This window comes from Segatella copri, from assembly GCF_002224675.1.
In the GTDB taxonomy this organism is placed as follows: domain Bacteria; phylum Bacteroidota; class Bacteroidia; order Bacteroidales; family Bacteroidaceae; genus Prevotella; species Prevotella copri_U.
Genome location: NZ_NMPZ01000005.1, coordinates 98,984 through 125,845, shown reverse-complemented (window position 1 = coordinate 125,845; position 26,862 = coordinate 98,984). Strand labels below are relative to the sequence as shown.

The following is a 26,862-nucleotide window of genomic DNA, read 5'->3' as shown; positions in this document are numbered from 1 at the left end:
TTAAGTAATTTTTATGCTTTCCTTTGGGAATATGGATAAGCGCATCCACTTCCGCTTCTCCCGCAGGGCAAACTTGCAGGAAATCATCACGGCGCAGAACGAGATGCCTATTCCATCAAAGTCGATTCCTACAATCGGCTGCAAATGTAGAAAGTTTCCTTCTAAAAAGGAAAGAAATCGGTAATTATTTCCTTTTCAAAAGGAAAGCTTATTTTTTTCTTTATCCCAATCTTGTATTTTTAACTCCGATTTGCTTGTTGTTCTCAGAAATTTTGCTTAACTTTGTGCCAAAATCAAAACGGTGCAGATTATGGCAGCAAAATTCTATCCAGTAGGCATTCAGACATTCTCGGAGATTATCACCAAGAATTATCTCTATGTTGATAAGACCGGTTACATCCATCAGATGACCCATTCCGGCAAGAAATATCTTTTTCTGAGTCGCCCTCGTCGATTCGGAAAGTCGCTTCTTGTCTCTACCTTGCAAAGCTACTTCGAAGGAAAGAAGGAACTTTTCAAGGGATTGGAGATGGAAAGGCTGGAACAGGATTGGGTGGAATACCCTGTCTTGCATTTTGATCTGTCGGGTGGCAAGCACATGCAGGAGGATGCGCTGGTACGCTATCTTCTCTTTATTCTGAAACAGCATGAAGAGAAATGGGGAATCATGACGGATGCGCCCGACCCAAATGTAAGATTGCTCAATCTCATCAGCCAAGTTTATAGGCAAACCGGCAAGCAGGTGGTCATTCTCATCGACGAATACGATGCGCCCCTCCTGGATGTGGTGCACGAGGAAAACCAGCTGGTGGCTCTCCGTCAGATTCTTCGCAATTTTTTCAGTCCCTTGAAGGATTCTGACTCCATGCTTCATTTTGTATTCCTCACGGGCATTACCAAGTTTTCTCAGCTCAGCATCTTCAGTGAGTTGAACAACATCACCAATATCAGCATGCTCCCCGAGTATGCGGGCATTTGTGGTATTACCAAGGAGGAGATGCTTACCCGGTTAAAAGAGGGGATACAGGAATTGGCCGAGGCAAAGAACTGGACGATGGATGAGACGCTGAGCCGACTCAAGGATTATTATGACGGCTATCATTTTGCATCAGAATCGCCTGATATCTTCAATCCGTTCAGTTTGCTCAGCAGTCTTTCGCTAAAGCGGGTAGAGCCATTCTGGTTTTCTACGGGAACTCCTACCTATCTCATCAATATGATGAAGAAGTTTGGTGTCAACTTCAGCGATTTCGCCGAATCCATGGAAGCGGGCGTTTCAGACTTTGATGCGCCTACAGAAACGATGACAACTCTTACGCCTCTGCTCTATCAGAGTGGCTATATTACAATCAAGGATTATGAAGAGGCTTACGATTCCTATACTTTGGGTATTCCGAACAGAGAAGTGCGGCTGGGGTTGACCAAGGCGCTGATTCCTTACTATGTAACGCCTAACACGCAGAATGCCAATAATACGACCCGCAATATGGCTCGTGCCTTCGATAAGGAAGACCTGGGACTGGTCCTGCAGTATTTGCAGACTTTCCTGGGCACGGTTCCATATTGTGCCAATACGGACTATGAGGGGCATTATCAGCAGATGTTCTATGTCATCTTCTCGCTTCTTACGGCTTGGATGGTAGATGTAGAAGTACATACTCCGAATGGCAGGGTTGATATCGTGGTTATGACGAAATCTCGTCTTTACTTGATAGAGTTGAAACTTAACCAGAATGCCCAGGTGGCGATGCAGCAGATCAATCTCAAGAACTATCGCCAGCGTTTTGCCTTGTCGGGTCTTCCTATAACCAAGGTCGGGGTTAATTTTGATAGTGCTACGCATAACATCACGGATTGGGTCGTGGAGTGAGAAATGCCTTCTAGAGAAGAGGGGATTTCCCTGGGGCTGCGTTCCAGTTACCCTGCTAAATCTTCCAGATTCCAGTTCTTCCAATTAATTTTAAGAGGGTATGCATCTTTCGCTTGTCCGTCTGCTTTACTTTTTTATATTGTGTAACATGTTGATTATTAATTAATTGTATATATAATATATATATAAATATATATAAAAATGAGGGTAGGAGGGATATGCTGAAAAATTAATTGGAAGATTTGGAATCTGGAAGATTTTCTAATTTGCTTTCTTCTAAAAGACTAATAGTCAGATAGTTAATGCAAAAAATAGCGTTCCAATTGATTTGAAAAATCTCAGTCTCAGTCTCTCAGTTAAAAAATAAGGGGGTATCATTCCCCCCTTTTTTCTATTCCTCTTCTTTCTTCTGTTTTGTAACTTACTGATTATTAATTAATTATATATAAATATATAATATATATATAAGAATAAAAGAAAAAGAGGGGGTACTTGAAAAATAACTGAGACAACTGAGACTGAGATTTTTGATGCCTTTAACTGAAATCAAAAACAATCCTAACTCCCTATCAAGCAGATGTTTATGTGGATGGTATTCGTGCGTCTAAGTTTGTCACCATCTTCTCGTAATCAGAAAAATGAAAATATTTCTTCCAAAAAGCAGGCGTTTTTGGGCTTTTATTTGTATCTTTGCCCTGTCGTTTGATACGATTTCAACAACAAACAATTCAAAACCTAAAAAAATAGTTGGATTATGAACATATTTAAAAAGCTATTTGGTGGCCAAAAGACTACTGAGGAAGTGAAACAGGAGAAGGAAAAAGACTTCGACATGGTGAAATATGATGGTGTTCGTGCTCTCCGCATGCATCAATTTGACCTTGCAGCCAAGTCTTTGGAACACGCTCTGCAGCTGAATGCAGATGATTTGGAATGCCGCGACTATCTCTCGCAGGCTTACATCTCTATGGGTGATCTGCAGAAAGCCTATGAGCAGTTGCAGATTCTCTCGGAAGCCCAGACCGACAACGTGGCGGTGTTGCTGCGTATGGCGGATGTGGCGTATATGATGGAGAACTATACTGCCATGTCGGAGGTATGCGATAAGGCTCTTCACCTGGACACATCGAATCTGCAGACCTATCTCTATTCTGCCAAGGCTTGCCGGGGATTGGGCGAACCCATCCGTGCTGTGTCGATGCTGACAGAGGCGATAGGCAAGCGTGAGGATTTCTATGCCGCCCGATTGCTTCGTGGCAGCATCCTGTTGGATCAGGCTCATCTTTCCGAGGCAGAACTCGATGCAACTTTCCTCTATGAGCATATTCCGGGCAACGAGGATGTGCTGTTACTGAAGGCTCGTGTAGAGAAGGCGCAGGGAAAGATGGAGGAGGCTGAACAGACCTACGGTAAGGTGATGGAGGTAAATCCTTTCTCTATTGATGCGTATCGCGAGCGCAGCGAGGTTCGCAGAAGTCTGGGTGATAGTGCCGGTGCTGCCGAGGATGAGGCTGCAGCCAAGGAAATGGGTGCCGAAATTCCGGAACCATCAGAGGGAATAGAGCAGAAAATCAAGGAAAAAATGCAGCAGATGGACCCCTATAAGGTTTTCCATAACGAATACTGAATAATAGAATTTCATCTTTCTAACTGGAAAAAATATTTTCCCAGTTAGAAAGATTATTTTTTATAACTACAAGTCGTCATTCTATCTGATACCATTATCTCTATCGCTATTGTTCAGCTTACGGCTGCCTGTATGGTATCTGCGGCCATGGCTGAAGTTGAAGCTGGCAGCAAAGACAAGCATGTTGCCCTGGTCAGCAAGGCGTACCTTGTTCTTCTGCTGCACATACTTGTTGAAAAGTTCATCCTTATACACGCAGCCATGAGGATAGAATACGAATAATCCGAGAACGCCAAACTGCCAGTTCTTATAACTGTAGGTTACGGCAAGATTGGAGGTTGGCTCTCCGCCGTTTGTCTTTTCTCCCCAAAAACTCTTTTCCACCTTATAGGCACCATAGCCAATGTTCCAATTGCCCGTCATGTACCGAATTTCTGCTCCATAACTGAAGTAATTGAACTCGTGGGAATAATCCAAACCCTTTGTCTTGACATTCTGATACTCGCACATAAGGTTCAAATCCAGATGATCCTTGATGAGGTGAACTTCAGGAGTCAACAGCAGGTGCTTGTAATCATGACTCTTCTGATTCTCCGGTTTGCTCACAAAGAGATAAGAGCCATCCTCCCGCTTTTCGGGCAAGATAGAAGTAGCTATAGGCTTGTCGTAATACGTCCAGTTTCCCTCCAGGTACACAGACATCAGCGGAATGTTCCAGGAAGCCGACAAGGTATTGTTGTAGCCGGTAAATGGCTTCAGACCGCTATTGCCGTCACGCGCCTCAAAGCTGTTGGAATATTGGCGCAACTCGCTCAAGTCGGAAAGGCTTGGGATGTCTGACGTGATTTTGCTGCTCCATTTAAAACTCAGATGGTCGCTAGCCTTTGCCTGTAAAGTTACCTGTGGTCGAAACAGCCATTTGCTGTATCCGTTCTCCCCCTGATGGATGGAAGACCTGGTTGCACCAACTCCCACCTGATAACTGAACCACTTCTGCTGTCCCTGTAGCTGGGTGAAAAGATAGAGATTGCTGTACTTCAATTCCGTATCAGCATTACTGCTTCCCACATAGATGTTATCTGTGTGGCTGATATTATATTGTCCACCTACCGATAAAGCCATCTGTTTCCAGTTCTTGCTGTATGTTCCTTCACCAATAAGAGAGCGCTTTCTACCAGTTGCATCATAACTGTAATCGGTCAGCGGAGCGTTCTTTACAGATTCCTCCGGCGATTTGTTGAACGTATATTCCCTCATACGATATTGGTAATCTGTGCCGATGTAAGTACCCACCAGGTTCAGAGCCAGGTTCTGGTCATGGGGCATGTTGAGCGAATAATAAATGTCCAGAGATGGAATCTGCTCCAGCATTTTTCTGTTGTTTTGCAGATATTGATTTGCCTTGCCGCTTTCCTGATAAAGCTGGTTCATGCCTCTCACAGGACTGTTGTGATTGTAGAAATTCAACCGTACATTCAATGTATATTTGTCTGGTTCACTAAGATTATAACCAAACTGTACATTATTGGTGGTGTATAGGAACGGAGAATCATAACCTAAATAATTGCGATGTAGAGTTTCTCCTGTGGGCAGATGATAAGTACCGAGACTCTCATAGCTTCGTTCCTCTACCGAGCGATAGGAGAAACTGTAGTTGATACTGAATTCCGATTTCTTCACATTGTATTTGAAATAACCGTCGCTATTATTGAAACCTGCCTTGGTGCCTTGCATCGTAGAAACTCCACCCACATAACCGGCATAACGTCGGCGGACCTGGTAGTTGATGACTGCATCCAGATTGCTGTCTCCATATTTGAGTCCTGGAACATTGATGAATTCCACCTTTGTAACTTCATCCGGCTGCAAAGCCAATACATCTTGCATGCTAGCCTTGACATCGTTGATGCGTATTTGCACATCTCCGCCCTTTAATGACTGAACTTTGCGTTCTGCTCGATTTACGATAATGGTAGGCAAAGACAAGTTGTCCAACAGATCATAACCATTGGAAGCCGTTTTCACCTGCTCTTTTGTAGGGAAGATGATTTGTCTATCTACTTTTTCTACAACCCTTGCGGCTTCAACGGTCACACCTTTCAACAAGTATGAATTCGCCTGCATCCTCACATTTCCGATACGGGCAATAGGTACCAGCTTGCAAATCGTCTTGTAGCCTACGAACGAAACCTTCATGAGGGCCTGTTTCTGCTGGCAGGGAATGACGAAATCGCCATTGGCGTTGCTCACGCCTCCACAGAGAAAGGAGGAATCCTTCGGGTTGAGCAGCTGGATATTGGCGAATTCTACAGGAAGATTGTGATTGTCTATCAGTCTGCCTATCAGCTTGCGCTCGCTCTTGCGCATGCACTCCACGGTGATGAGGCTGTCGCCCACGGTCATCTGCATCGGATAGAAACCGATTACCTTACGGATGGCATCGGGAATATTGGTAGTCTTCACGTTCTGGGTAACTGTGAAATCCTCCAGTTCGTTGTAGATGAAACTGATTTTGTAACGCTTGGAAGCCTTGTCGAGGTCGATGAGGACGTCCGACATGCTGCGGTCGTGATAGTTGCGCTGGATGTGCTGTGCGCTCATCGCCAGGGCGAACGTGCACAGCAGGAATATGATGGCTGAAAATCTTCTCATAATGATGTTGCTTTTTATTTGTTATTTTACAATCAGCTCGTTTTGTTGCAATTCGATGTTTACATTCTCGAATTGGTTCAGTTCTTTTACGATGTTCTCGATGCTCGAATGACTGTTCCATTCGTAATAGAGGCGGAGGGTCTTGTCCTCGTTATTCTCAAACTTTACTTGTAAATCATAATAAGAAGCAATTTCAGAAAGCATCTGCTCGAAAGCCACATTCTCGAAAGTCTTGTGAATGGCTGGCTTTTCTGGTTTCGGATGAGTCAGGGAATCCTTTGCTGCTACCTGCTTTGCGGAATCTGATTTTATGACTTCCGGATGAGTGTCTGCGGTTACCTGGGTTGGTTCCTGGCTGCGCTTGATGTAAGTATGGATTGCGGCAAAGGCAATACCCGAAATCAAGACAAAGCCGGCGATGGATGCTGCCAGTTTACGCCAGGAAGTTATAGGATGAGTTGCTTTTTCCTGAAGTTGATGCTCCTGGCTGAATTTCTCCCATTCCTCATCTGCATTAATAATAGGAGAGGGGCTTTCAAGTGCAGAATCCACTTCCATCATCGTCTGATAGAGTTTTCGGCATTCCTCATCCTGCAATATTTCACGAATCTCCTCATCAGAATACTTCTCCTGATGGTCGATGATATCCAGTATTTTTTCAAACTTGTCCATAATAAATCTGCTAAGGGTTAAACTTTTGCTTTAATTTTCTGATGCCTTGCGCCAGATGCTTATAAACTGCCACTTCGCTGATGCCCAATTCCGTAGCAATCTCCCGATATTTCAGTTTCTGCCGAAAGCGGAGATCGAGTACCTTGCGGGTTTGTGGCGTGAGTTCAGCATCCATATAAGTCTGAATTGCCTCGTACTTTTCTGTCTCCCTGTCTATTTCGGCAATCGTCGCTTCCAGGGGAGCTATCGAAGGCGAAGTATCGGCTTTCAGGAGATGATGAACCCGGTCTTTCATCTTCTGTCGGCTCAACAGGTTGAGGCATTTATGGCGCACACACACCAGAAGATAGCTCCCGGCGTTGGTGGAAGGCAGGGGCGAATCGCTGGTTATAGTCTCGTTATCAAGACCCCGTTGAGTCTTTCCGTTGAGCACATCGGCAAAGACTTCGCCCACCACATCCTTGCTGGCTGCATCATCCTTCAGAAGTACCCTGGCCAATTGGTACATCCTCAGATAATGCTGCCGGAAGAGCAGTTCTATCGTTTCTTTGTTTATTTGCATTACTTTATTTCTTTTCTTTTGCCTATATTACAATCGAATTTTCATTTTCCTAACCCTTAGCAGAATATTTTTTAATGCAAATTTTTAAAACGTCAAAATTACTCTAGCGGACTTGCTCCTTCTTCAGATGCTTGTTGTACTTCCCTGAAAAAGGTTGTCACTTAGGAACAAACAGAAGTGACAATGAAACGTAAGACAAGAATTGAACGTGTGTATAATGAGGATACTGGTTGGTTTGAGACCCGTGAGGTAGAGTTGAATAGCTACTCTTTTACAGATGATGATCGTATCATGATAGTTCGAGAGTATATGGAGAGTGGGCTCCCAGCAGAAGAAATCATCAAGAAATACTATATAAGCAGTCGTACTGTGCTATTTTCTTGGATGGATAAGTTCTTAAATGAAAAAGATTTGTTATCTTTGCCGCCAGAAGACCAAAACCGTGACGATATGGCAAAGACAACAAATGAGCAGTTGAAAGAGAAAGATGCAGAGATTAAGCGTCTCCGCAAGGCTTTGGAGTTAGAGAAGCTTCGCTCTAAGGCATTCTCCACCATGATTGATCTCGCAGAAGAAACCTTCAATATTCCTGTGAGAAAAAAATCTGGTACCAAACAGTAAGCTTGCTCCGCACAGAGTGCCAGAGCCAAGGTTTAGGCACTCTATGCGGGCTGTTTGGTTTCACCCGGCAAGCATATAATAAGCGCAATGTCTCTGACGGCTTTGCTGAAGAGGCCATTGAGTCTATCATCATTGAAAAGGCACGTGAGTATCGTAAGTCGAATCCTGGCTTAGGAGCTGCAAAGTTGCATGTCATATTGAAACAGATGTTTGAGGATACAGGCTGCTTCCCTGGTCGTGACGCATTTATTGAGATGCTGCGTAAGCATGACCTCATGGTACGTATAAAGCGCCGTAGGCGCTATAAGACAACAGATTCCGACCATAATTATCGCAAATACCCAAACCTGATTAAGGGAGTCGTTCCTACCCATCCGAACCAGATTTGGGCAAGTGACATCACCTATGTTGAAACCAATGAAGGTGTGTGCTATCTCTCGCTTATAACAGACCTGTATTCCCATAAAATTGTTGGATGGGCTGTTGGTCCAACATTAGAAACAGTATATCCATTAGAAGCGCTTAAAATGGCATATAAAAGCATTGATGAAGAAACTGCAAAAGGACTCATTCATCACTCAGACAGAGGAAGCCAGTATTGCAGTCAGAATTATGTATCTATCCTAAAAAGTCATGGCTCACAAATAAGTATGACTCAAACAGGAGATCCTTTGGAGAATGCCATAGCAGAACGTGCAAACGGCATTTTAAAAACGGAATGGCTTTATAGGATGACAATTCCTACTCGTAAAGTATGTAAGAAGGAACTGACCAGGATTATTGCGTTTTATAACGACGAAAGACCGCATATGAGTATCGGTAATCAAACACCATCTGTTGTACATACTCAAGCGGGGCCACAGCAGAAAATGTAGAAAAATCTTTGGGAAAATTCTTCTAATTAGTTGAAAATGTGTATCTTTGCATTTGAAAGAATATCATCACCGTAACCTTTCTAGGGATAGCTCCTTAAAAAGAGTAACCTAGTTAGGTATAATGGGGATTCGCTGACAACCCATATAGTGATAAAAATAAAAATGCGTAACTCATTTAGTGATAAGAAAAATAGATAGTAACATATTTAGTTTAACCATCCTAAAGGTGACAACTTTTTCACGTATAAGACATGTAGATTGCGTTGAAAAATGATGCTTGTCGTCTATAAACGATAAAATCTATGCATTTTTATCGTCTATAAACGATAAAAAGTTATTGTTTTTGTCGTCTATAAACGATAAAATGTGTATCTTTGCACCGGATTCAGTAAAAAGAAAGGGAATTATGACGAAGGATTTGATTAAATTACTGATAATTGAGTATCAGGCTTATGTTACTCAAGTAGAACTGGTTCATCGTGACGTAGAGCTCATGGATGGACAGAATTACGTGTTTGTAGGATTGAGACACGCAGGAAAATCGTATCTGATGTATCAGCGCATAGCACAGCTGCTGGAACAGGGGCATAAGCGGGAGGAAATCCTGTACTTCAACTTCGAGGATGACCGTATTGACTCCTTGGATGTGACCGACCTTGACCTGATAAAAACCTGTTATGAAGAAATGTATGACAGTCGTCCTATCTTCTTCCTCGACGAGGTTCAGCTGGTAGATAGATGGGAAAAGTTTGCCCGCAGGTTAGCAGATCAGAAATATCAGGTTTACATCACGGGTAGTAATGCCAAGATGTTGAGCAGCGAGATAGCGACAACACTCGGTGGCAGGTACATGATATATGAGGTGTATCCCTATTCCTTTGCCGAATATCTGAAGGCGAGCGGTATTGATGTAAAGGCAAAGAATGCCCTCTATGCTTACGCTAAGGATATTGTAAGACTCTCTAATATCTATTTCCAGCATGGAGGTTTGCCAGAGACTGTGGGGATGAAGGAGCCAAGGTCGTGGATGAGCAATCTCTTCAGTAAAATCTTCTTCGGTGATTTGGTGGCTCGATATAAGATTCGTAACGACTATGCCCTGCGAGTAATGATTCGCAAGATGGCAGAAAGCGTGAAGCAGCCATTATCTTACAGCAGAATAGCCAGTATCGTGAGTAGTACCGGAAAAAAACTCAGTACGGATGCCACGATAGATTATGTCGGCTACATGGCTGACACCTGGCTCATTTTGCCGTATGAGAATTTGTTCGGAAAGTTGCAGGACAAGGAATCCAACCGCAAGTATTATTTTACTGACAATGGTTTGCTTCATCTTTTTCTTGTAGATGCAGACACTTCGTTGCTGGAAAACATAGTTGCCGTCACGCTCAGGCGGAAATATGGTGACGGCAGCTATTTCTGGAACAGCAGGAATGCCGAGGTAGATTTTGTGATTCCGGAAGAAGAATTGGCCATACAGGTTTCCTACTCTATGGCAGATTCCGATACTTTCCGGCGGGAGACAGATGGGCTGATCAAGCTTTCTTCTGTCCAGAATGTCAAGCGGATGATTGTTGTGACAAAGGACGAGGAGGATATTGTAGAGAAGGATGGTTGCCGCATAGAGATAATCCCTCTATGGAAATGGTTGCTGGAATTCTGATAACAGACAAAAAGGCTGAACTTCGGGTGAGGAAGTCCAGCCTTTTGCTTATTTGTGATTTCGGGAAAAGCGAAGACGGCTTTTACTTGAATGCGCCAGCATCTGAATCGTAGTTGTTAATGTTCTTTCGGATGTTCTTCTTCTTTCCGGAGAAGAAATTGTAGCTGACACCCAGCATCAGCATGCGGCGATTATCCTTGATGATGTGCTGTTCCGTCTGGTTCATAATCGGATTGTCGAACGACTGGCTCTCGTACTTGGCAGGAGCAAACATCCACATGCCATAGAGCGAGAAACGCCAGGCTCCCTTCTGATAAAAAGCAGAGAATTCGCTCTTAGGCTCATCCGCCTTGCGATAGTCCAAAACAGCCATCTTCGACGGAATATTTCCCTGGTAAGATGCTCCCCAGTTTCCCTTCCGGAAGTTGATGCCATATTTGAATGGACTCCACCAGTAGCAATGGCGACCATAGGAATTGCTGATTACCTCTCGTTCAAAACCTCCACCCACCATCAGTTTCAAAACCTCGTTCTTGAACGGCTTGAACTGAAGATAATAGCCTGTGCCATAACGCCAATAGAAACTGCCGTTTTCATAGGTAGAAACTATGCTGCGCTTGTCGTTCACCGTGGTCCAATAATAATAAGGTGTAATTACCTTGTCATTATAGATTCCATAAAGTGCTACTTGCAGGTAGAGCATCGCATCATTATAGGTGTATCTGAATATCGGTCCCCATTCCATCGTAGCCTTTACATTTGGGTTGCCCTGCTTCATCAGTCCGGGGATGACAATCGTCATGTTCTCGCTCAATGTTGAGATAGCTGGGTAATTGGTGCCGCTGGATGATAGCAGCTGCAACGAACCGTTCTTCAGCTTATAAGATAAATACAGCAACGGATGAATATAGTTGTTGTTATAGGTGAGATCCTGATAGCTCTGGGTTCTCCACGTGCTCTTTACGCCTATGCGATAGGTAAACTTGCCGATATGGTTCTGGTATTGGGCATAAACCGTATTGATCTTGATGCATGAAGAATACTTGGATGGCTCATAGCCGGAAAGGATATTGCGCACATTATAGTTGCTCCACTTATTCCAGGTATAAACTCCTACCGATAGCTCTCCCTGCTCCCATTCTTTGGTATAATCTGCTTCTCCTATCAGGGAATAGATGTGGCTCCTGGAGTGCATGTCGTCATCGGTCAAGATGCTATCCTTGTCGGAAGTCCATTGCCGGTTGAGCATTTGCTGCCTGGTGTTGAAGTAAGAGCCGAGCACGTCCACATCGAGTGTCTGCTTATGGGCAAACTGCTTGCTGAGATAGAGATCTACTGCTGGTTTCACGTAATCTACAATATCCTTCGTGTTTCCGAAACCATCCTTCCAAGCCTCGTTTCCTTGCGTTGCAACCTCGCTATTTCCCCGGTTGAACTTATGAGACAATTCTGGTGAAAAGGTGACCTGGAAGGTTACGTCATCTGGTTTGCTGTAAGCATACTTCAGGTTGAACTTGTTGTCGGTATAGCCAAAACGCTTGTGCAGATGGTAATCATAGACAGCCTGCTGGTCGTCAAGCGTAAAGGAATACTGGTTGTCTTCTATCCAGTTACGATAGTTTCTCACGTTGATGTTGTAATCGAAGGAAAACTGATGATTGCCCTTGTTGTACTTGAAATACACATTGTCATCGCTAAACCCTGTAGTCAAGGCACTGGACACATCAAAACCGGTAGTATAACCCGTATCAAGCGGCTTGGTAATAATGTTCATCAAGATGCCCACATCGCCGTATCTGATAGGAGGATCTTCGTAGTATTCCACCTTCTTTATTTTATTGGCGGCAATAGCCTTCAAGTCGTTCTCGCTCGTCATCGGCACGTTGTTGATGAGAATCTTGATGGATTTGCCTGTCATACTGGATGTCTTGCCGGTCATCGGATCGGTATAGATTCCCGGGAGTGTTCCCAGGAGATCCTGTGAATGGCGTGAGTTCTTGATCTGTTCGTCAGAGAATGTATAAGAGGCATGGTCTCCGTGGTCGATACGCAGCTTGCCCTTTACTTCCACCTTGCCCAGTTGATAGGCATTCGCCTGCATCTTCACATTTCCGATATGGGCAATAGGTACCAACTTGCAAATCGTCTTGTAGCCCACGAAAGAAACCTTCATGAGGGCCTGTTTCTGCTGGCAGGGGATGACGAAATCGCCATTGGCGTTGCTCACGCCTCCACAGAGAAAGGAGGAATCCTTCGGGTTGAGCAGCTGGATATTGGCGAATTCTACAGGAAGATTGTGATTGTCTATCAGTCTGCCTATCAGCTTGCGCTCGCTCTTGCGCATGCACTCCACGGTGATGAGGCTGTCGCCCACGGTCATTTGCATCGGATAGAAACCGATTACCTTGCGGATGGCATCGGGAATATTGGCTGTCTTCACGTTCTGGGTAACTGTGAAATCCTCCAGTTCGTTGTAGATGAAACTGATTTTGTAGTGCTTGGAGGCCTTGTCGAGGTCGATGAGGACGTCCGACATGCTGCGGTTGTGATAGTTGCGCTGGATGTGCTGTGCGCTCATCGCCAGGGCGAACGTGCACAGCAGGAATATGATGGCTGAAAATCTTCTCATAATGATGTTGCTTTTTATTTGTTATTTTACAATCAGCTCGTTTTGTTGCAATTCGATGTTTACATTCTCGAATTGGTTCAGTTCTTTTACGATGTTCTCGATGCTCGAATGACTGTTCCATTCGTAATAGAGGCGGAGGGTCTTGTCCTCGTTATTCTCAAACTTCACTTGTAAATCATAATAAGAAGCAATCTCTGAAATCATCTGCTCGAAAGCCACATTCTCGAAAGTCTTGTGAATGGCTGGCTTTTCTGGTTTCGGATGAGTCAGGGAATCCTTTCTTGCTACCTGCTTTGCGGAATCTGATTTTATGGCTTCCGGATGAGTATCAGCCGTTACCTGGGTTGGTTCCTGGCTGCGCTTGATGTAAGTATGGATTGCGGCAAAGGCAATACCCGAAATCAAGACAAATCCGGCGATGGATGCTGCCAGCTTGCGCCAGGAAGTTATAGGATGAGTTGCTTTTTCCTGAAGTTGATGCTCCTGGCTGAATTTCTCCCATTCCTCATCTACATTAATAATAGGAGAGGGGCTTTCAAGTGCAGAATCCACTTCCATCATCGTCTGATAGAGTTTTCGGCATTCCTCATCCTGCAATATTTCACGAATCTCCTCATCAGAATACTTCTCCTGATGGTCGATGATATCCAGTATTTTTTCAAACTTGTCCATAATAAATCTGCTAAGGGTTAAACTTTTGCTTTAATTTTCTGATGCCTTGCGCCAGATGCTTATAAACTGCCACTTCGCTGATGCCCAATTCCGTAGCAATCTCCCGATATTTCAGTTTCTGCCGAAAACGGAGATCGAGTACCTTGCGGGTTTGTGGCGTGAGTTCTGCATCCATATAAGCTTGAATTGCCTCGTACTTTTCGGTCTCCCTGTCTATTTCGGCAATCGTCGCTTCCAGGGGAACTATCGAAGGCGAAGTATCGGCTTTCAGGAGATGATGAACCCGGTCTTTCATCTTCTGTCGGCTCAACAGGTTGAGGCATTTATGGCGCACACACACCAGAAGATAGCTCCCGGCGTTGGCGGAAGGCAGGGGCGAATCGCTGGTTATAGTCTCGTTATCAAGACCCAGTTGAGTCTTTCTGTCGAGCACATCGGCAAAGACTTCGCTCACCACATCCTTGCTGGCTGCATCATCCTTCAGAAGTATCCTGGCCAATTGGTACATCCTCAGATAATGCTGCCGGAAGAGCTGTTCTATCGTTTCTTTGTTTATTTGCATTACTTTATTTCTTTTCTTTTGCCTATATTACAATCGAATTTTCATTTTCCTAACCCATAGCAGAATATTTTTTAATGCAAATTTTTAAATAAATGAGAGCTTGGTTGTGCGGATTGCAAATCCGCAAGAAGTAGGTCGAACCTTTTTTGACTCCGGATTGCAAATCCGGAGGAACGCCTAGCGGACTTGCTCCTTCTTCAGATGCTTATAAAGCCACAGGAAGGCGGGAATGAGGAAGAGATCTGCCATGACCCATGCCACAGGATCGCCGAAGCAGACTCCCGTCCACGCCAGGGCTGGTACCAGCCAGAGACTCACACCGCATCTCGCTATCATTTCCATTACGCCACTCAGCATCGAGAGGTTGCTGTAACCCAATCCCTGAATGCTGTAGCGCAGGATGGTGAGCAAGCCCAGACAAGGATAGAAATAGTTGGCTATGCGCATAAACTGTGCTGCATAAGTTACCACCTCAGCCTCGCCCTTATCCACGAAGAGCATCATCATCTCGTCGGCAAACGGATAGATGAGCAGGAAGGTGAAGACGAAATAAACCAGCATCATCCTGATGGAAGCTCTTACGCCCTGACCGATTCTATCCAGCTTCCTGGCTCCCAGGTTCTGACCGCAATAGGTAGCCATTGCCACTCCGATGTTCTCGAATACGCAGGTAAAGAGATATTTGATGCGCATAGAGGCTGTGAATGCCGCCACATAAACCGTTCCCAGAGCGTTGTTGGCACTCTGCAGCATGATGAGGCCGATGGCGGTAATCGAGAACTGCAGACCCATCGGAACACCATTGTTCAGCAGAATGCTTACCTTTTTGTTGTCGAATTTCCTTTCCTCACCCTTCGGAATCAGAATCTGCATTTTCTTTTTGATAAACCAGATACAGAGCAGCACGGAGATTCCCTGCGAGAGCCAGGTGGCAATGCCTGCACCCTCTACGCCTAACCCCATGCCGAGAATGAGAATGGCATCAAGAATAATGTTGATAACGGAAGCTGTAATGAGAAAATAGAAAGGCTGCTTCGAGTTGCCCAGGGCACGGATCTGACCTGAGAGCAGGTTGTAGGCGATAGTGAAAGGAATTGCCGCAAACTGCAGCATCAGGAAGATGTAGGCATCATCGAACACCTCCTTCGGCGTATTCACCAGGTGCAGAATCTTTCCGCAGAAGATGCAGGAAAGAAAGGTGATGACCACGGCAAACACCACGGCGATGCGGATGCTGTTGCTTACGTAAGCCCGCATCTTGGCGTAATCCCTGGCACCGAAAGCCTGGGCGATAGGGATGGCAAAACCGGCACAGGAGCCGTTGCAGAAGCCCATGATGAGGAACATGATGGAGCTGGATGCGCCTACTGCCGCAAGTGCTCCCACGCCAATCCATCTTCCCACGATGGCGGCATCGATGATGAGATACATCTGCTGAAGGATGTAGCCCAAGATAAGTGGAATCGCAAATTTGATGATGGCTCGCAAGGGCGAACCCACCGTCATGTCGTTTGTTGACTTTGAACTTTGAGTTTTGACCATTGAACTGTATGATTAGTTTTTGTTATCCTAAAAATATGAAAGAGGGGGAGAATGCACTCATTTTATTTGAGCGCATCTCCTATCTTCTGTCTGATTTGTGCCATTTTGTTGCGGCGCTCAATGGAAAACGTATCCCCGTGGGTTTCCACATAATCGAAGAGCATGAACGCCTTGTTCAGCAGTTCATCTCTTGCGGGCTGCCCCACCATGTCCGCCTCGTGATAGTAGAGTTCGGCAAGCATGTCCATCTTGGAGAGTCGTTTCTCCTCGTCGTCGATTCCTGCCATTGCCTTCATCACGTCCTCGATGGTGGCGATGCTGTAGAAGGCATAAGGGCCCACGTATTGATTGTAGAGCTCCTTAATCTTCTCACGTCTCACCTCCACCTCTTTCTTTTCGAGCATTCTTTCGAGTGCCGCCATAAACTCGCGAATCAGTCGCTGTATGTAGTCTCGTTGTAGCATATTGTTTTATTTTGTTGTTATTGTTGCGTTATCTAATAGACTCATTGGTATTGCTATGACTAAGGCAAAGTTCAGGGAGTATTGTGAGAAGAGTTCCTAGAAACTCTCCTCTACCCCGTACAATGGGACATTCTTCATCCACTCTTGCTCCTTGTATGGCGACATGGAGAAGCGGATGGCTCGCAAGTCGGGATGGGCGTCAAAGAAGGCGCGAAGTGACTTGGAACGCAGGTTCTCTTCCGCTTTTACCTCTATCGGAGTTATCACCCCTTGGTGCTGGGCAAGGAAGTCTATCTCCAAGCGAGCGTCTTCCCTACTATAATAATAGGTGTAAATGTCCTGTTGACATAATAGCTGGGTAAGGACGTAGTTTTCCGTGAACGCCCCCTTGCTCTCCGTCATGGCTTTGTTGGAGATGAGCATTTGGGCAGGTTCCATCTCGCTCAGCGCACCCAGGAGGCCGACATCCAGGAGAAACAGCTTGAAGGCATTGAGGTCTTCGTAAAACTTCAAAGGCATTCCAACTTCTCTTACTCGGGAAATGCGATAGGTGAGACCTGCATCCACCAGCCATTGTATTGCCATCTCAAAATCCTTGGCTCGTGCTCCGCTTCTCACCGCTCCATAGATGAACTTCTTGTTTTCCTTGGCAAGCTGGGAAGGGATGGATTGCCAAACCATGCTGATGCGAGTGGCTTCATTTGGGCTGACATGCTTCGACATGTCACTACGATAAATGGTGAGAATGTTGTTCTGAACCTGTCTGACGAGATTTGCATCGTTAGTTGCAAGATAAGTTTTCACAGCCTCAGGCATTCCCCCTACAAAATAATATTCTCTTAATATCTTGATGAGTTTATCATGAAGTAATGTGATGGTCTTCCAGTCTTTACTTTTCAATATGTTCAGCAACTGTTCTTCGTCTTTTGCCATAAGAAACTCTTCGAAAGACATAGGGTAGAGGCGAATGATGTCAACCTTTCCCACTGGGGCGGATTCTCCTTGGTGCATGGCAACGCCTAAAAGTGAACCTGCTACAGCCACATGGTATTCTGGTGCATTTTCACAGAAATACTTCAGCGAGGAAAGTCCCTTGTGAAGTTCTTGTATTTCATCCAGAATGATAAGCGTTTTGCCAGGGATTATAGGCTGTTTGCTAATGGCTCCGATAACCATTAGGACTCGCTTCATATCATAATCTTCTGCAAATATGTTGGCAATCTCAGAGTTTCCATCACAGTTGATGTAGGCAACGTGGTCATATTCCTGTTTCCCAAACTCCTGGAGGATATAAGTCTTGCCTACTTGTCTTGCTCCTGATAAGATTAAGGGCTTTCTGTAAAGGCTCTCTTTCCATGCTTTTAATTGTTCTATGATCGTTCTTTTCATCCTTACATACATTTTGAAGTTGTTAATGATGTTAATAACTTGCTGTTATGATGTTTAAACCGCTCTGTCGGTTGCAAAGATACACTTTTTTACACGAACTTCCAAATGTTTTCAACACTTTTCTACACGAACTTTCCTTGCATACATACACTTTTTTACACGAACTTCGTTCTTATTCATCATTATTGAGCCCTTCCACATACTCCCACAGTTTCTTGTAGAAAGGATGCTTCGTCATCGTGTCCTTGTTGCCCAGGATGATGAGCTTCATGCGGGCTCTCGTCATCGCCACGTTCATGCGGCGGAGGTCTTTCAGGAAACCTATCTGGCCTTCATCGTTGGAACGTACCAGCGAGATGAGAATCACGTCTCTTTCCTGCCCCTGGAAACCATCCACCGTGTTTACGCTGATCAGACGGCGGTAAGGCTTGAAGAACTCATACTTCTTGATGAGCTTCTTCAGATACTGCACCTGGGCACGATAAGGCGAAATGATGCCTACGTCGATGCTCTCGCTCAATACCCGCTGCTTGCCTATCTTGGTGAAGTATTCCGCCAGGGTGAGCAGGGTAAGCTCGGCTTCCGCCTTGTTGATACGCCCGAAACTCTCGCCCACAAACTGCTCCTTGAAGTTCAAATCAGAATTCTGATTGGCTGCAGATACAGAAGATGCTGTGGAAGCAGAATCCTCAGGAGCATCTTCTCCTTCTATCGTTATCTGATTCTCCTCGTTCGAAGTATCAATCCACGTAATCGGATGGTCGTAATCCAATACGCTTCGGTATTTGATCTGAGGCGCACTCTCCACCTTGCCCCCGTAGAACCAGTCGCTGGAGAATCGCATGATTTCGTCGTTCATGCGGTATTGGATTTTCAGCAGGGTTACTACCTCCGGCTTGTTTTCGGCGATGCGCTCCATCAGGGTCTTGCCAAGTCCGGCTCTCAATGCCGCAATACTCTTCACGGTAGGTGGCAGCTGACAATGGTCGCCCGCCAGAATCACCCGGCTGGCTCTCTTCATCGGAATCCAGCAGGCGGCTTCCAAAGCCTGGGCTGCCTCGTCGATAAACAGGGTGCCGAACTTCATGCCTTCCAGCAACCGGTGGGCAGAGCCCACCAGGGTGCAGGCGATGACACGCGCCTCGCCAAAGAGTTCAGAATTGATGCGGATTTCTATCTCGGCGGCACGGCTCTTCAGCCTATCCATCTTCTGATGATAGTTCTCGCTGCCTTTCTTCCTGTTTTTTCTTAATTCTCTGATTGCCTTGCGGATAGCCCAGAGCTGCGGATAGTCGGGATGACTCTCGAAACGGCGCTCGTAGGTGAAGCCCAGCATCTTGTCGTTCACACGGGTAGGGTTTCCGATACGGAGCACGTTGATGCCTCTATCCACCAATTTTTCAGAAATCCAATCCACCGCCATATTGCTCTGTGCACACACCAGCACCTGACTCTCTCGCATCAGGGTTTCGTTGATGGCTTCCACCAGGGTCGTGGTCTTTCCGGTTCCCGGAGGTCCATGAACAATCGCCACATCCTTCGCCCAGAGCACCTCATTCACAGCCCTTTCCTGGGTAGGATTGAGCCAAGGGAACTTCATTGGTTCGAAGGAGAATCTGCCTGCCTTCTGATGCGAATAGAATAAGTCGCGGAGATAAGCCAGGCGGTTGTTCTTTGCCTTCATCACTCTATCCAAAGCCTCGAACATCAGCTTGTAGCTGGTTTCATCAAAGGATAGCTGCACGCCGATAGGCTCCGCAGATTGCTGCAAGTCGAGCAATGGGGCAGAGTCGGGCACGGTAATCACCATTCTGTCGCCATCCACATAGCTCACGGTTCCGGTAAAAGAAAAATATTTGATACTTTGAACTTTTCTGTCCTGGTTCTCATTCTTGTCCATCTTCTTGACCATAAAGAACATGACGGGGCGACCGAACTCAAAGTTGTGCTCGATATCCTGATCAGAGGTGCGGAAGACCTCAATGGCTGTTTGATTCAGCGAATTATAAAAGCTTTTTCCCACACGGAGCGGGAACCAGGCATCACCTCGTTTCACCTTGCGCTGCATTCCCATCTGTTCGGTGAGCTTGCGGAAGGCTTCCTTCTCGGTGTAATACTCCAGCTGGAGCAGGGTGCGTTGTTGCAATAATGCCTGAATTGGTGAAATCTGTTCCATATAGGATGCAAAGTTACACCAATTCAGGCAAAAATAAGAAGATAATAGGATAAATTATCTAAAATTTATTTCATGATGCGTTCTACGTCCTGGATGGTGCGGTTGAACGGACCATTGTGCTCCAGCTTGATTGTGCACATGGCAGCCGCAAACTTGCCAGCCTCGGTAGGAGTGGCGCCCTGCAGTCGCTTGTAGAGATAACCGGCAGAATAGGTGTCGCCGCATCCGGTAGCATCCACCACCTCGTGAGGAGGATAGGCGGGAATCTCGTAGAAGGTGTCATCTACATAAATCAGAGAACCCTCGCTGCCCAGCGTGATGATTACCTCGGTAACTCCCCACGAATGTATCAGCTTCGCAGCCTCGCGTGGCTCCTTCAGCCCCGTGATGGTCTCCATCTCCGTCTCGTTCACCTTCAGATAGTAGGTGTTCTTCAGCACTTCCAGCTTATCCTTCCAGTCTATCGGATACACCTTCTCGTCTCTCACCTCGCGCAGATAGCCCTGCACGTCGATGGAAACCCTTCCGCTGCGCGAGAGGAATTCCACTACCTCGGGCGAGAAATCATCGCTCAGCAGACTTCCCAGGTGATAGACCTTCGCCTCCACGTGCTCCAGCTGTCTGATGGTGAATGGATCAGCCTTGGCAAGCACACGCTGCTTGCGCTCGTTCTGGTTTTCTCCGTAGATATTCTCGAAGAAGACGGTATTGCGCGAAGGATTGAGGGTTACTTCTATGCCCGCCTGGCGCATCTTTTCTACAGGCTCTGTTTCTGTTGGATCCATTGCCGTGATGAGCGAAAAGCTCACATCCTTGGGCAGTTGGTTGATGGCGTAGGCGAAGTAGAACGATGTGCCGCCAGCCATGTAAACAGTTCTGTTTGGGGTAACTATCTTGTCTTTGGTTACGTGCCCTATACAACAAATATCTTTCATCTATTTCTATTTTAAACGGGTGCAAAGGTACAAAAAAACTTTGAGTTAGATTTGGTTTTTTGCTTTAAATTCAGCTTTTATTGCAAATATTTAGAAGAAAAGGGCATTTTTCTTTTGTGATGTTCTTTATTTAATGTACCTTTGCAGCCGAATTTAGAAAATTGAACATTATCTCGAGAAAAGATAGAAACTTATAATTATGTGGTTTGATCATTTAATCAACGTGCATTCGGCGGTGCAGGGCATCGTCATTCTTTCATTGATTTGTACCTTAGGTCTTGCCCTGGGCAAGATTCATGTCAAGGGAATCTCCCTCGGCATAGCTTTCGTATTCTTTGTGGGCATCGTGGCGGGCCATCTCGGACTCTCCATCGACGAGAACATGCTGGAGTTTGCCGAGAGCTTCGGACTCACCATGTTCGTGTATGTGCTGGGTCTCTATGTGGGTCCTAACTTCTTCGGTTCGATGCGCCACGAGGGCATCTCGCTCAATCTCTGGAGCCTGGCAGTCATCGCCGTGGGCACCGTATTTTCGCTTGCCCTGTGCCTGGTGCTGCCCGTGAGCCTGCCCGATATGGTGGGCATTCTCTGCGGTGCCACCACCAATACTCCGGCTCTGGGTGCTGCTCAGCAGGCGCTGCAGCAGTTGGGATTGCCTAGCGGCGGAGCAGCCCTGGGCTGTGCGGTAACCTATCCTCTGGGCGTTGTGGGCGTCATCCTGGCGATGATGTTCCTGCGAAAGCTCTTCGTAAAGCCTGAGGACCTGGAGATCCGACGTGCCGATGAGGATGACCATACATCCATCGGACAGTACGTCATCGTAAACCCGGCTCTCAACGGCAGTACCATCGCCGAAATCTCGATGATGACCCATCGCAAGTTCATCATCTCCCGTGTATGGCGAGGCGAGCAGGTCATCATTCCTGAGGCTGATACCGTGCTCCATACCAACGATAATGTGCTCGTGGTTACCAATAAGGATGAGGCAGCTGCCATGCAGATACTCTTCGGAAAGAAGGTGGATAAGGAGTGGAATAATGATAAGGTGGACTGGAACGCCATCGATGCCAAACTGGAGAGCAGAATCATCGTGATGACCCGTCCGGGACTCAACGGCAAGCGACTGGGAAGCCTGCAGATGCGCAATACCTATGGCGTGAATGTGAGCCGAGTGCTGCGTGGTGATATCCGACTGCTGGCTACCGACGACCTCCGTCTGCAGTATGGCGACCGCCTGACGGTGGTGGGCGACCCTACGAGCATCGACCATGTGGAGCAGTTTCTGGGCAATGCCGTGAAGACGCTCAACGAGCCTAACCTGGGCGCCATCTTCCTGGGTATCATTCTAGGACTCGCCGTGGGAACCATTCCGCTGAATATTCCGGGAATGACGGCTCCCGTACGTCTGGGTATTGCCGGTGGTCCTATCGTAATGGGTATTCTGATTGGTGCGCTGGGCCCTAGGGTGCAGTTCATCTCCTATATGACGCGTAGTGCGGGACTGATGCTCCGCGAGCTGGGTCTTGCCCTGTATCTGGGCTGTCTGGGCCTGTCGGCTGGTGGACAGTTCTTCGAGACGGTGGTTCGTCCCGAGGGCTTGATGTGGGTAGGCATCGGTTTCCTCATCACGGTGGTTCCGGTTATCATAGTGGGCTTCATCATCCTGAAGACCAAGAAGTACGATTTTGGCAGCATCTGCGGCATTCTCTGCGGCAGTATGGCGAATCCGATGGCGCTTACCTACGCCAACGAGACCCTGGATGGCGATACGCCTAGCATCAGCTATGCTACGGTTTATCCGCTCGGCATGTTTATCCGAGTCATCATCGCCCAGGTCATCATCATGTTCTTTGTCTGAAGGGCTTAACTTGAAAAACTTGAATAAAAATAGACAGAAAAAAGGCTGATTCCGTTTAGAAATCAGCCTTTCTCTTTATCGTTATTTTCTTACCCGTCAGGGGATGTTCGAAGGTAATCTCCTCGGCATGTAGATGCAGTCGGGCAGCCTTCTCGTTGCCGTAGAGCGGATCGCCCAGGATGGGTGCATTCAAGCCCTCCTGATGGGCACAATGCACACGCAGCTGGTGGGTTCTTCCCGTCTTGGGATAGAGGGCGATGCGGAGGTGTGAGCCGTCGATGCGCTCCAGAATTTCATACTCCGTGATGGCCTCCTTGCCCTGCTCGTGATTCACTATCTGGCAAGGGCGGTTCAGATAATCGGGCAGCAGCGGAAGGGAGATGATTCCCTTTTCCGGAATCTCCTTTTCCGAAATATCCTTTCCCGAAATGTCTTTTTCTGAAATGATGGCGATGTATTTCTTCTGCACCCGATGGTTCAGAAACTCCTTCTGTAGGCGATGATAGGCAAATTCGGTCTTGGCGATGATCATCAGTCCGCTGGTCGCCATGTCCAGCCGGTGAACGATGAGCGGACCGGTAGCCTCGGGATATTTCCTTCGCATCAGCGCATAGACCGATGGCTGGGCAGCGTCCTTTCCCGGTACAGAGAGCAGTCCTGCAGGTTTGTGGATCACGGTCAGCTCGCAGTCTTCGTAGAGCGTTTCCACCTGCTCATAGAGCATCTCTACCTGCTTAGGGAATGGTTCCTTCTGTCCGCCGATGCCGTTTTCTGCCGATGCAGGGCTTTCGAATACCGATGGCGGCAGCATCCAATGCAGTATCGGCTTGCACTTGCCGTTGCAGGCTGGATAGAACTGCAGGTGGTGACGGATTTCCTCCTTCGGACTTTCTCCCCACCAGAACATAGCCATCTGCAGCGGTTTGTAACCATGCTGGTATGCATATTGCAGCAGTTTCGGTTCGCAGCACTCGCCACTTCCGGCAGGCGGCACCATCTTCAGGGCTGCAATCCTGCTCGTAGCTATCGCCGCCTGCGGATACTCCTTCAGGGCTTCATCTCTGAAAATCTCCAGCAGATCCTTGCTTTCTCCCTCCTGGTTCAGCATTCTGAACTGCGAGAAAAGCCATTGCTGCAGGGCATCAGAGAGTTGCTTGCGCAACTGCTTCAGTCTCAGTATATTCTCCTGATAATCCTCAAATTCCGTTTCCAGGGCTGTCTTTTCCGAGAGCGATTTCTTCAGTCGGCGCAGTTCAGCCTTCATAAACTGGCTTTCCCTGATCATCTCCGCCTCTTCCGCTTCTGATAGGTTTCCTGCCTCTCTGCGGCTGTCACGCTTTGCCTTCGCTTCCTTTATCTTCTCCTGATAGGCGGCGATGGTACGCTTCCGCTCCTCCTGCAGTTGCCGGATCAGGGTTCTGGCTTCCTTCATCCTTTCATCCTTCTCCAGGTGGCTGATGCTCTGGTTGATACGTGAGATTTCCGCCTCGTGGGTCTTGAAGTAGCCGTCGGGCTGCAGATAGTCGAATACGGCAGGCACGAAGTCCTCCCAGTCGCTTCTTCCGCCAATCTGTCCGCTGTAGGCTGCCAGGTATCCCCATTTCGGGGCCTTGCTATCGGCAGCTGGGTATCCCCATTTTGGGACATCGGTATCTGTTTTTACATTTTCTACGATGAGCACGCCAAACATTTTGCCGTGCGCAATCTCTTCCTGCCAGTCTTCTCGTCTGGCAAGCATCTCCTGCACTTCCCTGCACGCCTGGATGCAGAGCGGATGCGGTTCGTAATCCAAAGGATTGTTCATCCTTGCAGGAACATTTTCTGAAGTATGATGGAATGGATGGAAAATCATGCTGCAAAGTTACAAAAAAAATGCAGAAGTCTTGGTTTATCCACAGAAAAATCTTACTTTTGCACCATTAAAGGAAAAATTAAGATATGCAAACGAAAAATAACAATATATTCTACCATCTGGTAGCCTTCCTGACGGTGGCGATCTGGGGAACCACCTTCGTTTCCACCAAGGTGCTGATGCTGAACGGGCTTTCTCCTGCTCAGATTTTCACCCTGCGTTTCAGCATCGCCTACGTGCTGATGCTGGCGTTCAATCATCGCCGTCTCTTTGCCGATTCCTGGCAGGATGAGGCTAAGATGGCGCTGCTGGGCATTACGGGCGGTTCGCTCTATTTCTGCAGCGAGAATGAGGCGATGAATTTTACCACCACCACCAATACCTCGCTCATCGTCTGTTCGTGTCCGCTCTTTGCCACCCTGCTGGTTCGTCTGGTCTATAAGGATTCCAACCGCATTCATATCGTCCAGCTGCTGGGTTCTCTTCTGGCATTTGTGGGTATGATCATCGTGGTATTGAACGGCAGGTTTGTGCTTCATCTTTCTCCGGTGGGCGATGCATTGGCGTTTACGGCGTGTATGTGCTGGGCGATTTATTCGCTGCTGATGAAGTCAACCACGGGCGATTACAGTCCTGCATTCATCACCCGCAAGGTGTTTTTCTATGGTGTTCTTACCATCTTGCCTTATTATATCTTCATTCCGGGTTTTCCTCCGCTCGAGGTATTCACCCGTCCTCAGGTATTTGGCAATCTGCTCTTTCTGGGCTGCCTTGCCTCTATGATCTGCTTCCTCACGTGGAACTGGTGCATCTCAAAACTGGGAACGGTAAAGGCTACCAACTGGGTCTATTTCAATCCGATAACGACGATGATTTTCGCCTCGTGGGTGCTTGGCGAGCAGATTACCCCCTATTTCCTGGCTGGTGCCGCCTGCATCCTGATAGGAATGTATGTGGCGGATAAGAAAACGAAAGGGGAGCAGTAATTTAACCTTCCAACACCCATTTCCATGCAGGTCTTATTTCTATCTTGAGTCCATCACGCACAATCTCCCCTTCATCCTCATAGGTAATTATCATGGCTCGTTTCAGAGGATACAAACCATGCAAGGTTACTAATGCTTTCACTTCTCGCTCTATGGTTTCTTCGTCGCTCATCTGATAGCTCGCCTGCACAGCTAGTCCCTCATCAGGCACATAGAAATCAACCTCAATATTTCTATTGTAATAGTATAAGCCCTTGCCGTATTTTTTATACAATGTAATTGTACAAAGATTCTCCAGTAATGAGGTGTTTGGATTGTTGATGAAGAGATGCAGCAGCCCATTATCTACAAAATAATGTTTCTTTATAGTTTCTTTCTCCACGAATTTGGAAGCATAATTGTCAATAGATATCAGCAAGCATGATTCTTGTAGATAGCGAACATATTCCATAACCGTTGATGGACTACACGGAGTTCCTGTTGCTTTTATCAGATTGCTCAAACGATTCAAGGAGCATGGTTGTTTCACGCTTTCTGCCAATCTTCTTACACAAAGGCGTAAGGCATCCTCGTTCTTCACCTTGTGCCGAACTACCAAATCATTAAAGAAAATACGATTATACAAGCTGTTTAGCCATACTCTCTTTTCTTGAAAATGCACAAGCTCAGGAAAGCCACCCCAATCAAAGTAGGTTCGGAAATGGCGTTGCAGTTCATTTGCTTTTCGTCCATATTGCCAATTCTTTGTAACCAAGACTCCAACTGCTTTTAGATATTCAGAAAAGCTATATGGAAACACGCTGATATCCAAATATCTTCCTCCCAATACTGTCTCTATGTCACGACTCAGCATTTTGGCATTGCTGCCAGTTATATAGACACGATATTTTTGGTTGGCTAGACGGCGTGCAAAGTTTGCCCACCCTTCAACATTCTGTATCTCATCAAAGAAGAAGATGGGCTGGCTATCATACATGCTATGATAGGCTTGCAATATAAGGTCGAAGTCTGTTGCCGACATTTCTTGCAAACGTTCATCGTCAAAGTTGACATATACAATATTTTCTATCTCAACTCCATTTGCCAGCAATTGCTGTATTCTCTGGTATAGCAAATAGGATTTTCCTGCTTGTCTTACTCCTACAAACACATAATTGCCATACTCCTCTAGGTCTAGAGGGCGCTGTACCAAAGGAATACGACCTATATATTCTTGGTTCTCAGCTATTATCGTTCGAAACAATTCCTTTTCCAT

Annotated in this window: 21 protein-coding genes; 8 read left to right on the top strand and 13 right to left on the bottom strand. The window is 46.5% G+C overall.

Annotated elements, in window-relative coordinates:
• Positions 1-31: 31 nt before the first annotated feature.
• The 3 genes from CFT61_RS16855 to CFT61_RS04610 all read left to right on the top strand — a co-directional run bounded on the left by CFT61_RS16855 (position 32) and on the right by CFT61_RS04610 (position 3,497).
• On the top strand, positions 32-184 hold the full coding sequence (locus CFT61_RS16855; protein WP_153097669.1) for a hypothetical protein: 153 nt from the start codon (positions 32-34) through the stop codon (positions 182-184).
• A 126-nt stretch (positions 185-310) separates the two neighbouring features.
• The gene (locus tag CFT61_RS04615; protein ID WP_089543294.1) at positions 311-1,870 is read left to right on the top strand and encodes an ATP-binding protein; all 1,560 of its coding nucleotides are present in this window, start codon (positions 311-313) and stop codon (positions 1,868-1,870) included.
• A gap of 754 nt (positions 1,871-2,624) precedes the next feature.
• Positions 2,625-3,497 (top strand): tetratricopeptide repeat protein, encoded by an 873-nt coding sequence (locus CFT61_RS04610; protein ID WP_142990564.1) that lies wholly within the window; start codon positions 2,625-2,627, stop codon positions 3,495-3,497.
• Between the two features lie 81 nt (positions 3,498-3,578).
• Here CFT61_RS04610 and CFT61_RS04605 read toward each other — a convergent pair whose 3' ends face one another.
• Genes CFT61_RS04605 through CFT61_RS04595 form a run of 3 tightly spaced genes read right to left on the bottom strand, consistent with a single transcriptional unit; the run spans position 3,579 to position 7,383 of the window.
• On the bottom strand, positions 3,579-6,149 hold the full coding sequence (locus CFT61_RS04605) for a TonB-dependent receptor (RefSeq protein ID WP_142990563.1): 2,571 nt from the start codon (positions 6,147-6,149) through the stop codon (positions 3,579-3,581).
• 21 nt (positions 6,150-6,170) lie between these two features.
• Positions 6,171-6,821, bottom strand: a complete 651-nt coding sequence (locus CFT61_RS04600; RefSeq protein ID WP_089543292.1) for a DUF4974 domain-containing protein — start codon at positions 6,819-6,821, stop codon at positions 6,171-6,173.
• A 10-nt stretch (positions 6,822-6,831) separates the two neighbouring features.
• Positions 6,832-7,383 carry a sigma-70 family RNA polymerase sigma factor gene (locus tag CFT61_RS04595; RefSeq protein WP_089543291.1) on the bottom strand — a complete coding sequence of 184 codons (552 nt, stop codon included), beginning with the start codon at positions 7,381-7,383 and terminating at the stop codon, positions 6,832-6,834.
• A gap of 183 nt (positions 7,384-7,566) precedes the next feature.
• On the opposite strand from CFT61_RS04595, the gene CFT61_RS04590 reads away from it, so the two are divergent.
• The 3 genes from CFT61_RS04590 (at position 7,567) to CFT61_RS04580 (ending at position 10,542) form a co-directional block, all read left to right on the top strand.
• Positions 7,567-8,004, top strand: a complete 438-nt coding sequence (locus tag CFT61_RS04590; RefSeq protein ID WP_089543290.1) for a transposase — start codon at positions 7,567-7,569, stop codon at positions 8,002-8,004.
• A gap of 2 nt (positions 8,005-8,006) precedes the next feature.
• Positions 8,007-8,879, top strand: coding sequence for an IS3 family transposase (locus CFT61_RS04585; protein WP_089543289.1), 873 nt, complete (start codon positions 8,007-8,009; stop codon positions 8,877-8,879).
• A gap of 406 nt (positions 8,880-9,285) precedes the next feature.
• Positions 9,286-10,542: an ATP-binding protein gene (locus tag CFT61_RS04580; RefSeq protein WP_089543288.1), complete on the top strand. Its 1,257-nt coding sequence runs from the start codon at positions 9,286-9,288 to the stop codon at positions 10,540-10,542.
• Positions 10,543-10,624: 82 nt separating this feature from the next.
• Here the strand turns inward: CFT61_RS04580 and CFT61_RS04575 are convergent, their stop codons facing one another.
• From CFT61_RS04575 to CFT61_RS04540, 8 genes are all read right to left on the bottom strand, one after another.
• Positions 10,625-13,171 (bottom strand): hypothetical protein, encoded by a 2,547-nt coding sequence (locus tag CFT61_RS04575; protein ID WP_142990561.1) that lies wholly within the window; start codon positions 13,169-13,171, stop codon positions 10,625-10,627.
• 21 nt (positions 13,172-13,192) lie between these two features.
• Positions 13,193-13,843, bottom strand: coding sequence for a DUF4974 domain-containing protein (locus CFT61_RS04570; protein WP_089543286.1), 651 nt, complete (start codon positions 13,841-13,843; stop codon positions 13,193-13,195).
• A 10-nt stretch (positions 13,844-13,853) separates the two neighbouring features.
• Positions 13,854-14,405, bottom strand: coding sequence for a sigma-70 family RNA polymerase sigma factor (locus CFT61_RS04565; protein WP_089543285.1), 552 nt, complete (start codon positions 14,403-14,405; stop codon positions 13,854-13,856).
• Between the two features lie 177 nt (positions 14,406-14,582).
• Positions 14,583-15,947: an MATE family efflux transporter gene (locus CFT61_RS04560; RefSeq protein WP_254918854.1), complete on the bottom strand. Its 1,365-nt coding sequence runs from the start codon at positions 15,945-15,947 to the stop codon at positions 14,583-14,585.
• A 62-nt stretch (positions 15,948-16,009) separates the two neighbouring features.
• Positions 16,010-16,411 carry a hypothetical protein gene (locus tag CFT61_RS04555; protein ID WP_089543284.1) on the bottom strand — a complete coding sequence of 134 codons (402 nt, stop codon included), beginning with the start codon at positions 16,409-16,411 and terminating at the stop codon, positions 16,010-16,012.
• A 96-nt stretch (positions 16,412-16,507) separates the two neighbouring features.
• Positions 16,508-17,800, bottom strand: a complete 1,293-nt coding sequence (locus tag CFT61_RS04550) for an ATP-binding protein (protein WP_089543334.1) — start codon at positions 17,798-17,800, stop codon at positions 16,508-16,510.
• Between the two features lie 172 nt (positions 17,801-17,972).
• Positions 17,973-19,976 (bottom strand): AAA domain-containing protein, encoded by a 2,004-nt coding sequence (locus CFT61_RS04545; RefSeq protein ID WP_089543283.1) that lies wholly within the window; start codon positions 19,974-19,976, stop codon positions 17,973-17,975.
• 65 nt (positions 19,977-20,041) lie between these two features.
• A complete protein-coding gene (locus CFT61_RS04540; RefSeq protein ID WP_089543282.1) occupies positions 20,042-20,911 on the bottom strand; it encodes a PfkB family carbohydrate kinase in 870 nt (289 codons plus the stop codon).
• 199 nt (positions 20,912-21,110) lie between these two features.
• Between CFT61_RS04540 and CFT61_RS04535 the strand changes: the two genes are divergently transcribed.
• Positions 21,111-22,769 (top strand): putative transporter, encoded by a 1,659-nt coding sequence (locus tag CFT61_RS04535; protein WP_089543281.1) that lies wholly within the window; start codon positions 21,111-21,113, stop codon positions 22,767-22,769.
• Between the two features lie 55 nt (positions 22,770-22,824).
• On the opposite strand, the gene CFT61_RS04530 is transcribed toward CFT61_RS04535, so the two are convergent.
• Positions 22,825-24,621: an RluA family pseudouridine synthase gene (locus CFT61_RS04530; RefSeq protein ID WP_089543280.1), complete on the bottom strand. Its 1,797-nt coding sequence runs from the start codon at positions 24,619-24,621 to the stop codon at positions 22,825-22,827.
• A gap of 86 nt (positions 24,622-24,707) precedes the next feature.
• Between CFT61_RS04530 and CFT61_RS04525 the strand changes: the two genes are divergently transcribed.
• Positions 24,708-25,607 carry a DMT family transporter gene (locus CFT61_RS04525; RefSeq protein ID WP_089543279.1) on the top strand — a complete coding sequence of 300 codons (900 nt, stop codon included), beginning with the start codon at positions 24,708-24,710 and terminating at the stop codon, positions 25,605-25,607.
• A 1-nt stretch (position 25,608) separates the two neighbouring features.
• Here the strand turns inward: CFT61_RS04525 and CFT61_RS04520 are convergent, their stop codons facing one another.
• Entirely contained in the window at positions 25,609-26,862 is a 1,254-nt protein-coding gene (locus CFT61_RS04520; protein WP_089543278.1) for an ATP-binding protein, read from the bottom strand.

Bases quoted from the DNA above. Each gene is read 5' to 3' on its own strand.
- CFT61_RS04590 (WP_089543290.1), top strand. From the start codon at position 7,567: ATGAAACGTAAGACAAGAATTGAACGTGTGTATAATGAGGATACTGGT.
- CFT61_RS04615 (WP_089543294.1), top strand. From the start codon at position 311: ATGGCAGCAAAATTCTATCCAGTAGGCATTCAGACATTCTCGGAGATT.
- CFT61_RS04605 (WP_142990563.1), bottom strand. From the start codon at position 6,149: ATGAGAAGATTTTCAGCCATCATATTCCTGCTGTGCACGTTCGCCCTG.
- CFT61_RS16855 (WP_153097669.1), top strand. From the start codon at position 32: ATGGATAAGCGCATCCACTTCCGCTTCTCCCGCAGGGCAAACTTGCAG.
- CFT61_RS04565 (WP_089543285.1), bottom strand. From the start codon at position 14,405: ATGCAAATAAACAAAGAAACGATAGAACAGCTCTTCCGGCAGCATTAT.
- CFT61_RS04530 (WP_089543280.1), bottom strand. From the start codon at position 24,621: ATGATTTTCCATCCATTCCATCATACTTCAGAAAATGTTCCTGCAAGG.
- CFT61_RS04575 (WP_142990561.1), bottom strand. From the start codon at position 13,171: ATGAGAAGATTTTCAGCCATCATATTCCTGCTGTGCACGTTCGCCCTG.
- CFT61_RS04520 (WP_089543278.1), bottom strand. From the start codon at position 26,862: ATGGAAAAGGAATTGTTTCGAACGATAATAGCTGAGAACCAAGAATAT.
- CFT61_RS04570 (WP_089543286.1), bottom strand. From the start codon at position 13,843: ATGGACAAGTTTGAAAAAATACTGGATATCATCGACCATCAGGAGAAG.
- CFT61_RS04600 (WP_089543292.1), bottom strand. From the start codon at position 6,821: ATGGACAAGTTTGAAAAAATACTGGATATCATCGACCATCAGGAGAAG.
- CFT61_RS04580 (WP_089543288.1), top strand. From the start codon at position 9,286: ATGACGAAGGATTTGATTAAATTACTGATAATTGAGTATCAGGCTTAT.
- CFT61_RS04550 (WP_089543334.1), bottom strand. From the start codon at position 17,800: ATGAAAAGAACGATCATAGAACAATTAAAAGCATGGAAAGAGAGCCTT.
- CFT61_RS04555 (WP_089543284.1), bottom strand. From the start codon at position 16,411: ATGCTACAACGAGACTACATACAGCGACTGATTCGCGAGTTTATGGCG.
- CFT61_RS04540 (WP_089543282.1), bottom strand. From the start codon at position 20,911: ATGAAAGATATTTGTTGTATAGGGCACGTAACCAAAGACAAGATAGTT.
- CFT61_RS04560 (WP_254918854.1), bottom strand. From the start codon at position 15,947: ATGGTCAAAACTCAAAGTTCAAAGTCAACAAACGACATGACGGTGGGT.
- CFT61_RS04535 (WP_089543281.1), top strand. From the start codon at position 21,111: ATGTGGTTTGATCATTTAATCAACGTGCATTCGGCGGTGCAGGGCATC.
- CFT61_RS04595 (WP_089543291.1), bottom strand. From the start codon at position 7,383: ATGCAAATAAACAAAGAAACGATAGAACTGCTCTTCCGGCAGCATTAT.
- CFT61_RS04545 (WP_089543283.1), bottom strand. From the start codon at position 19,976: ATGGAACAGATTTCACCAATTCAGGCATTATTGCAACAACGCACCCTG.
- CFT61_RS04525 (WP_089543279.1), top strand. From the start codon at position 24,708: ATGCAAACGAAAAATAACAATATATTCTACCATCTGGTAGCCTTCCTG.
- CFT61_RS04610 (WP_142990564.1), top strand. From the start codon at position 2,625: ATGAACATATTTAAAAAGCTATTTGGTGGCCAAAAGACTACTGAGGAA.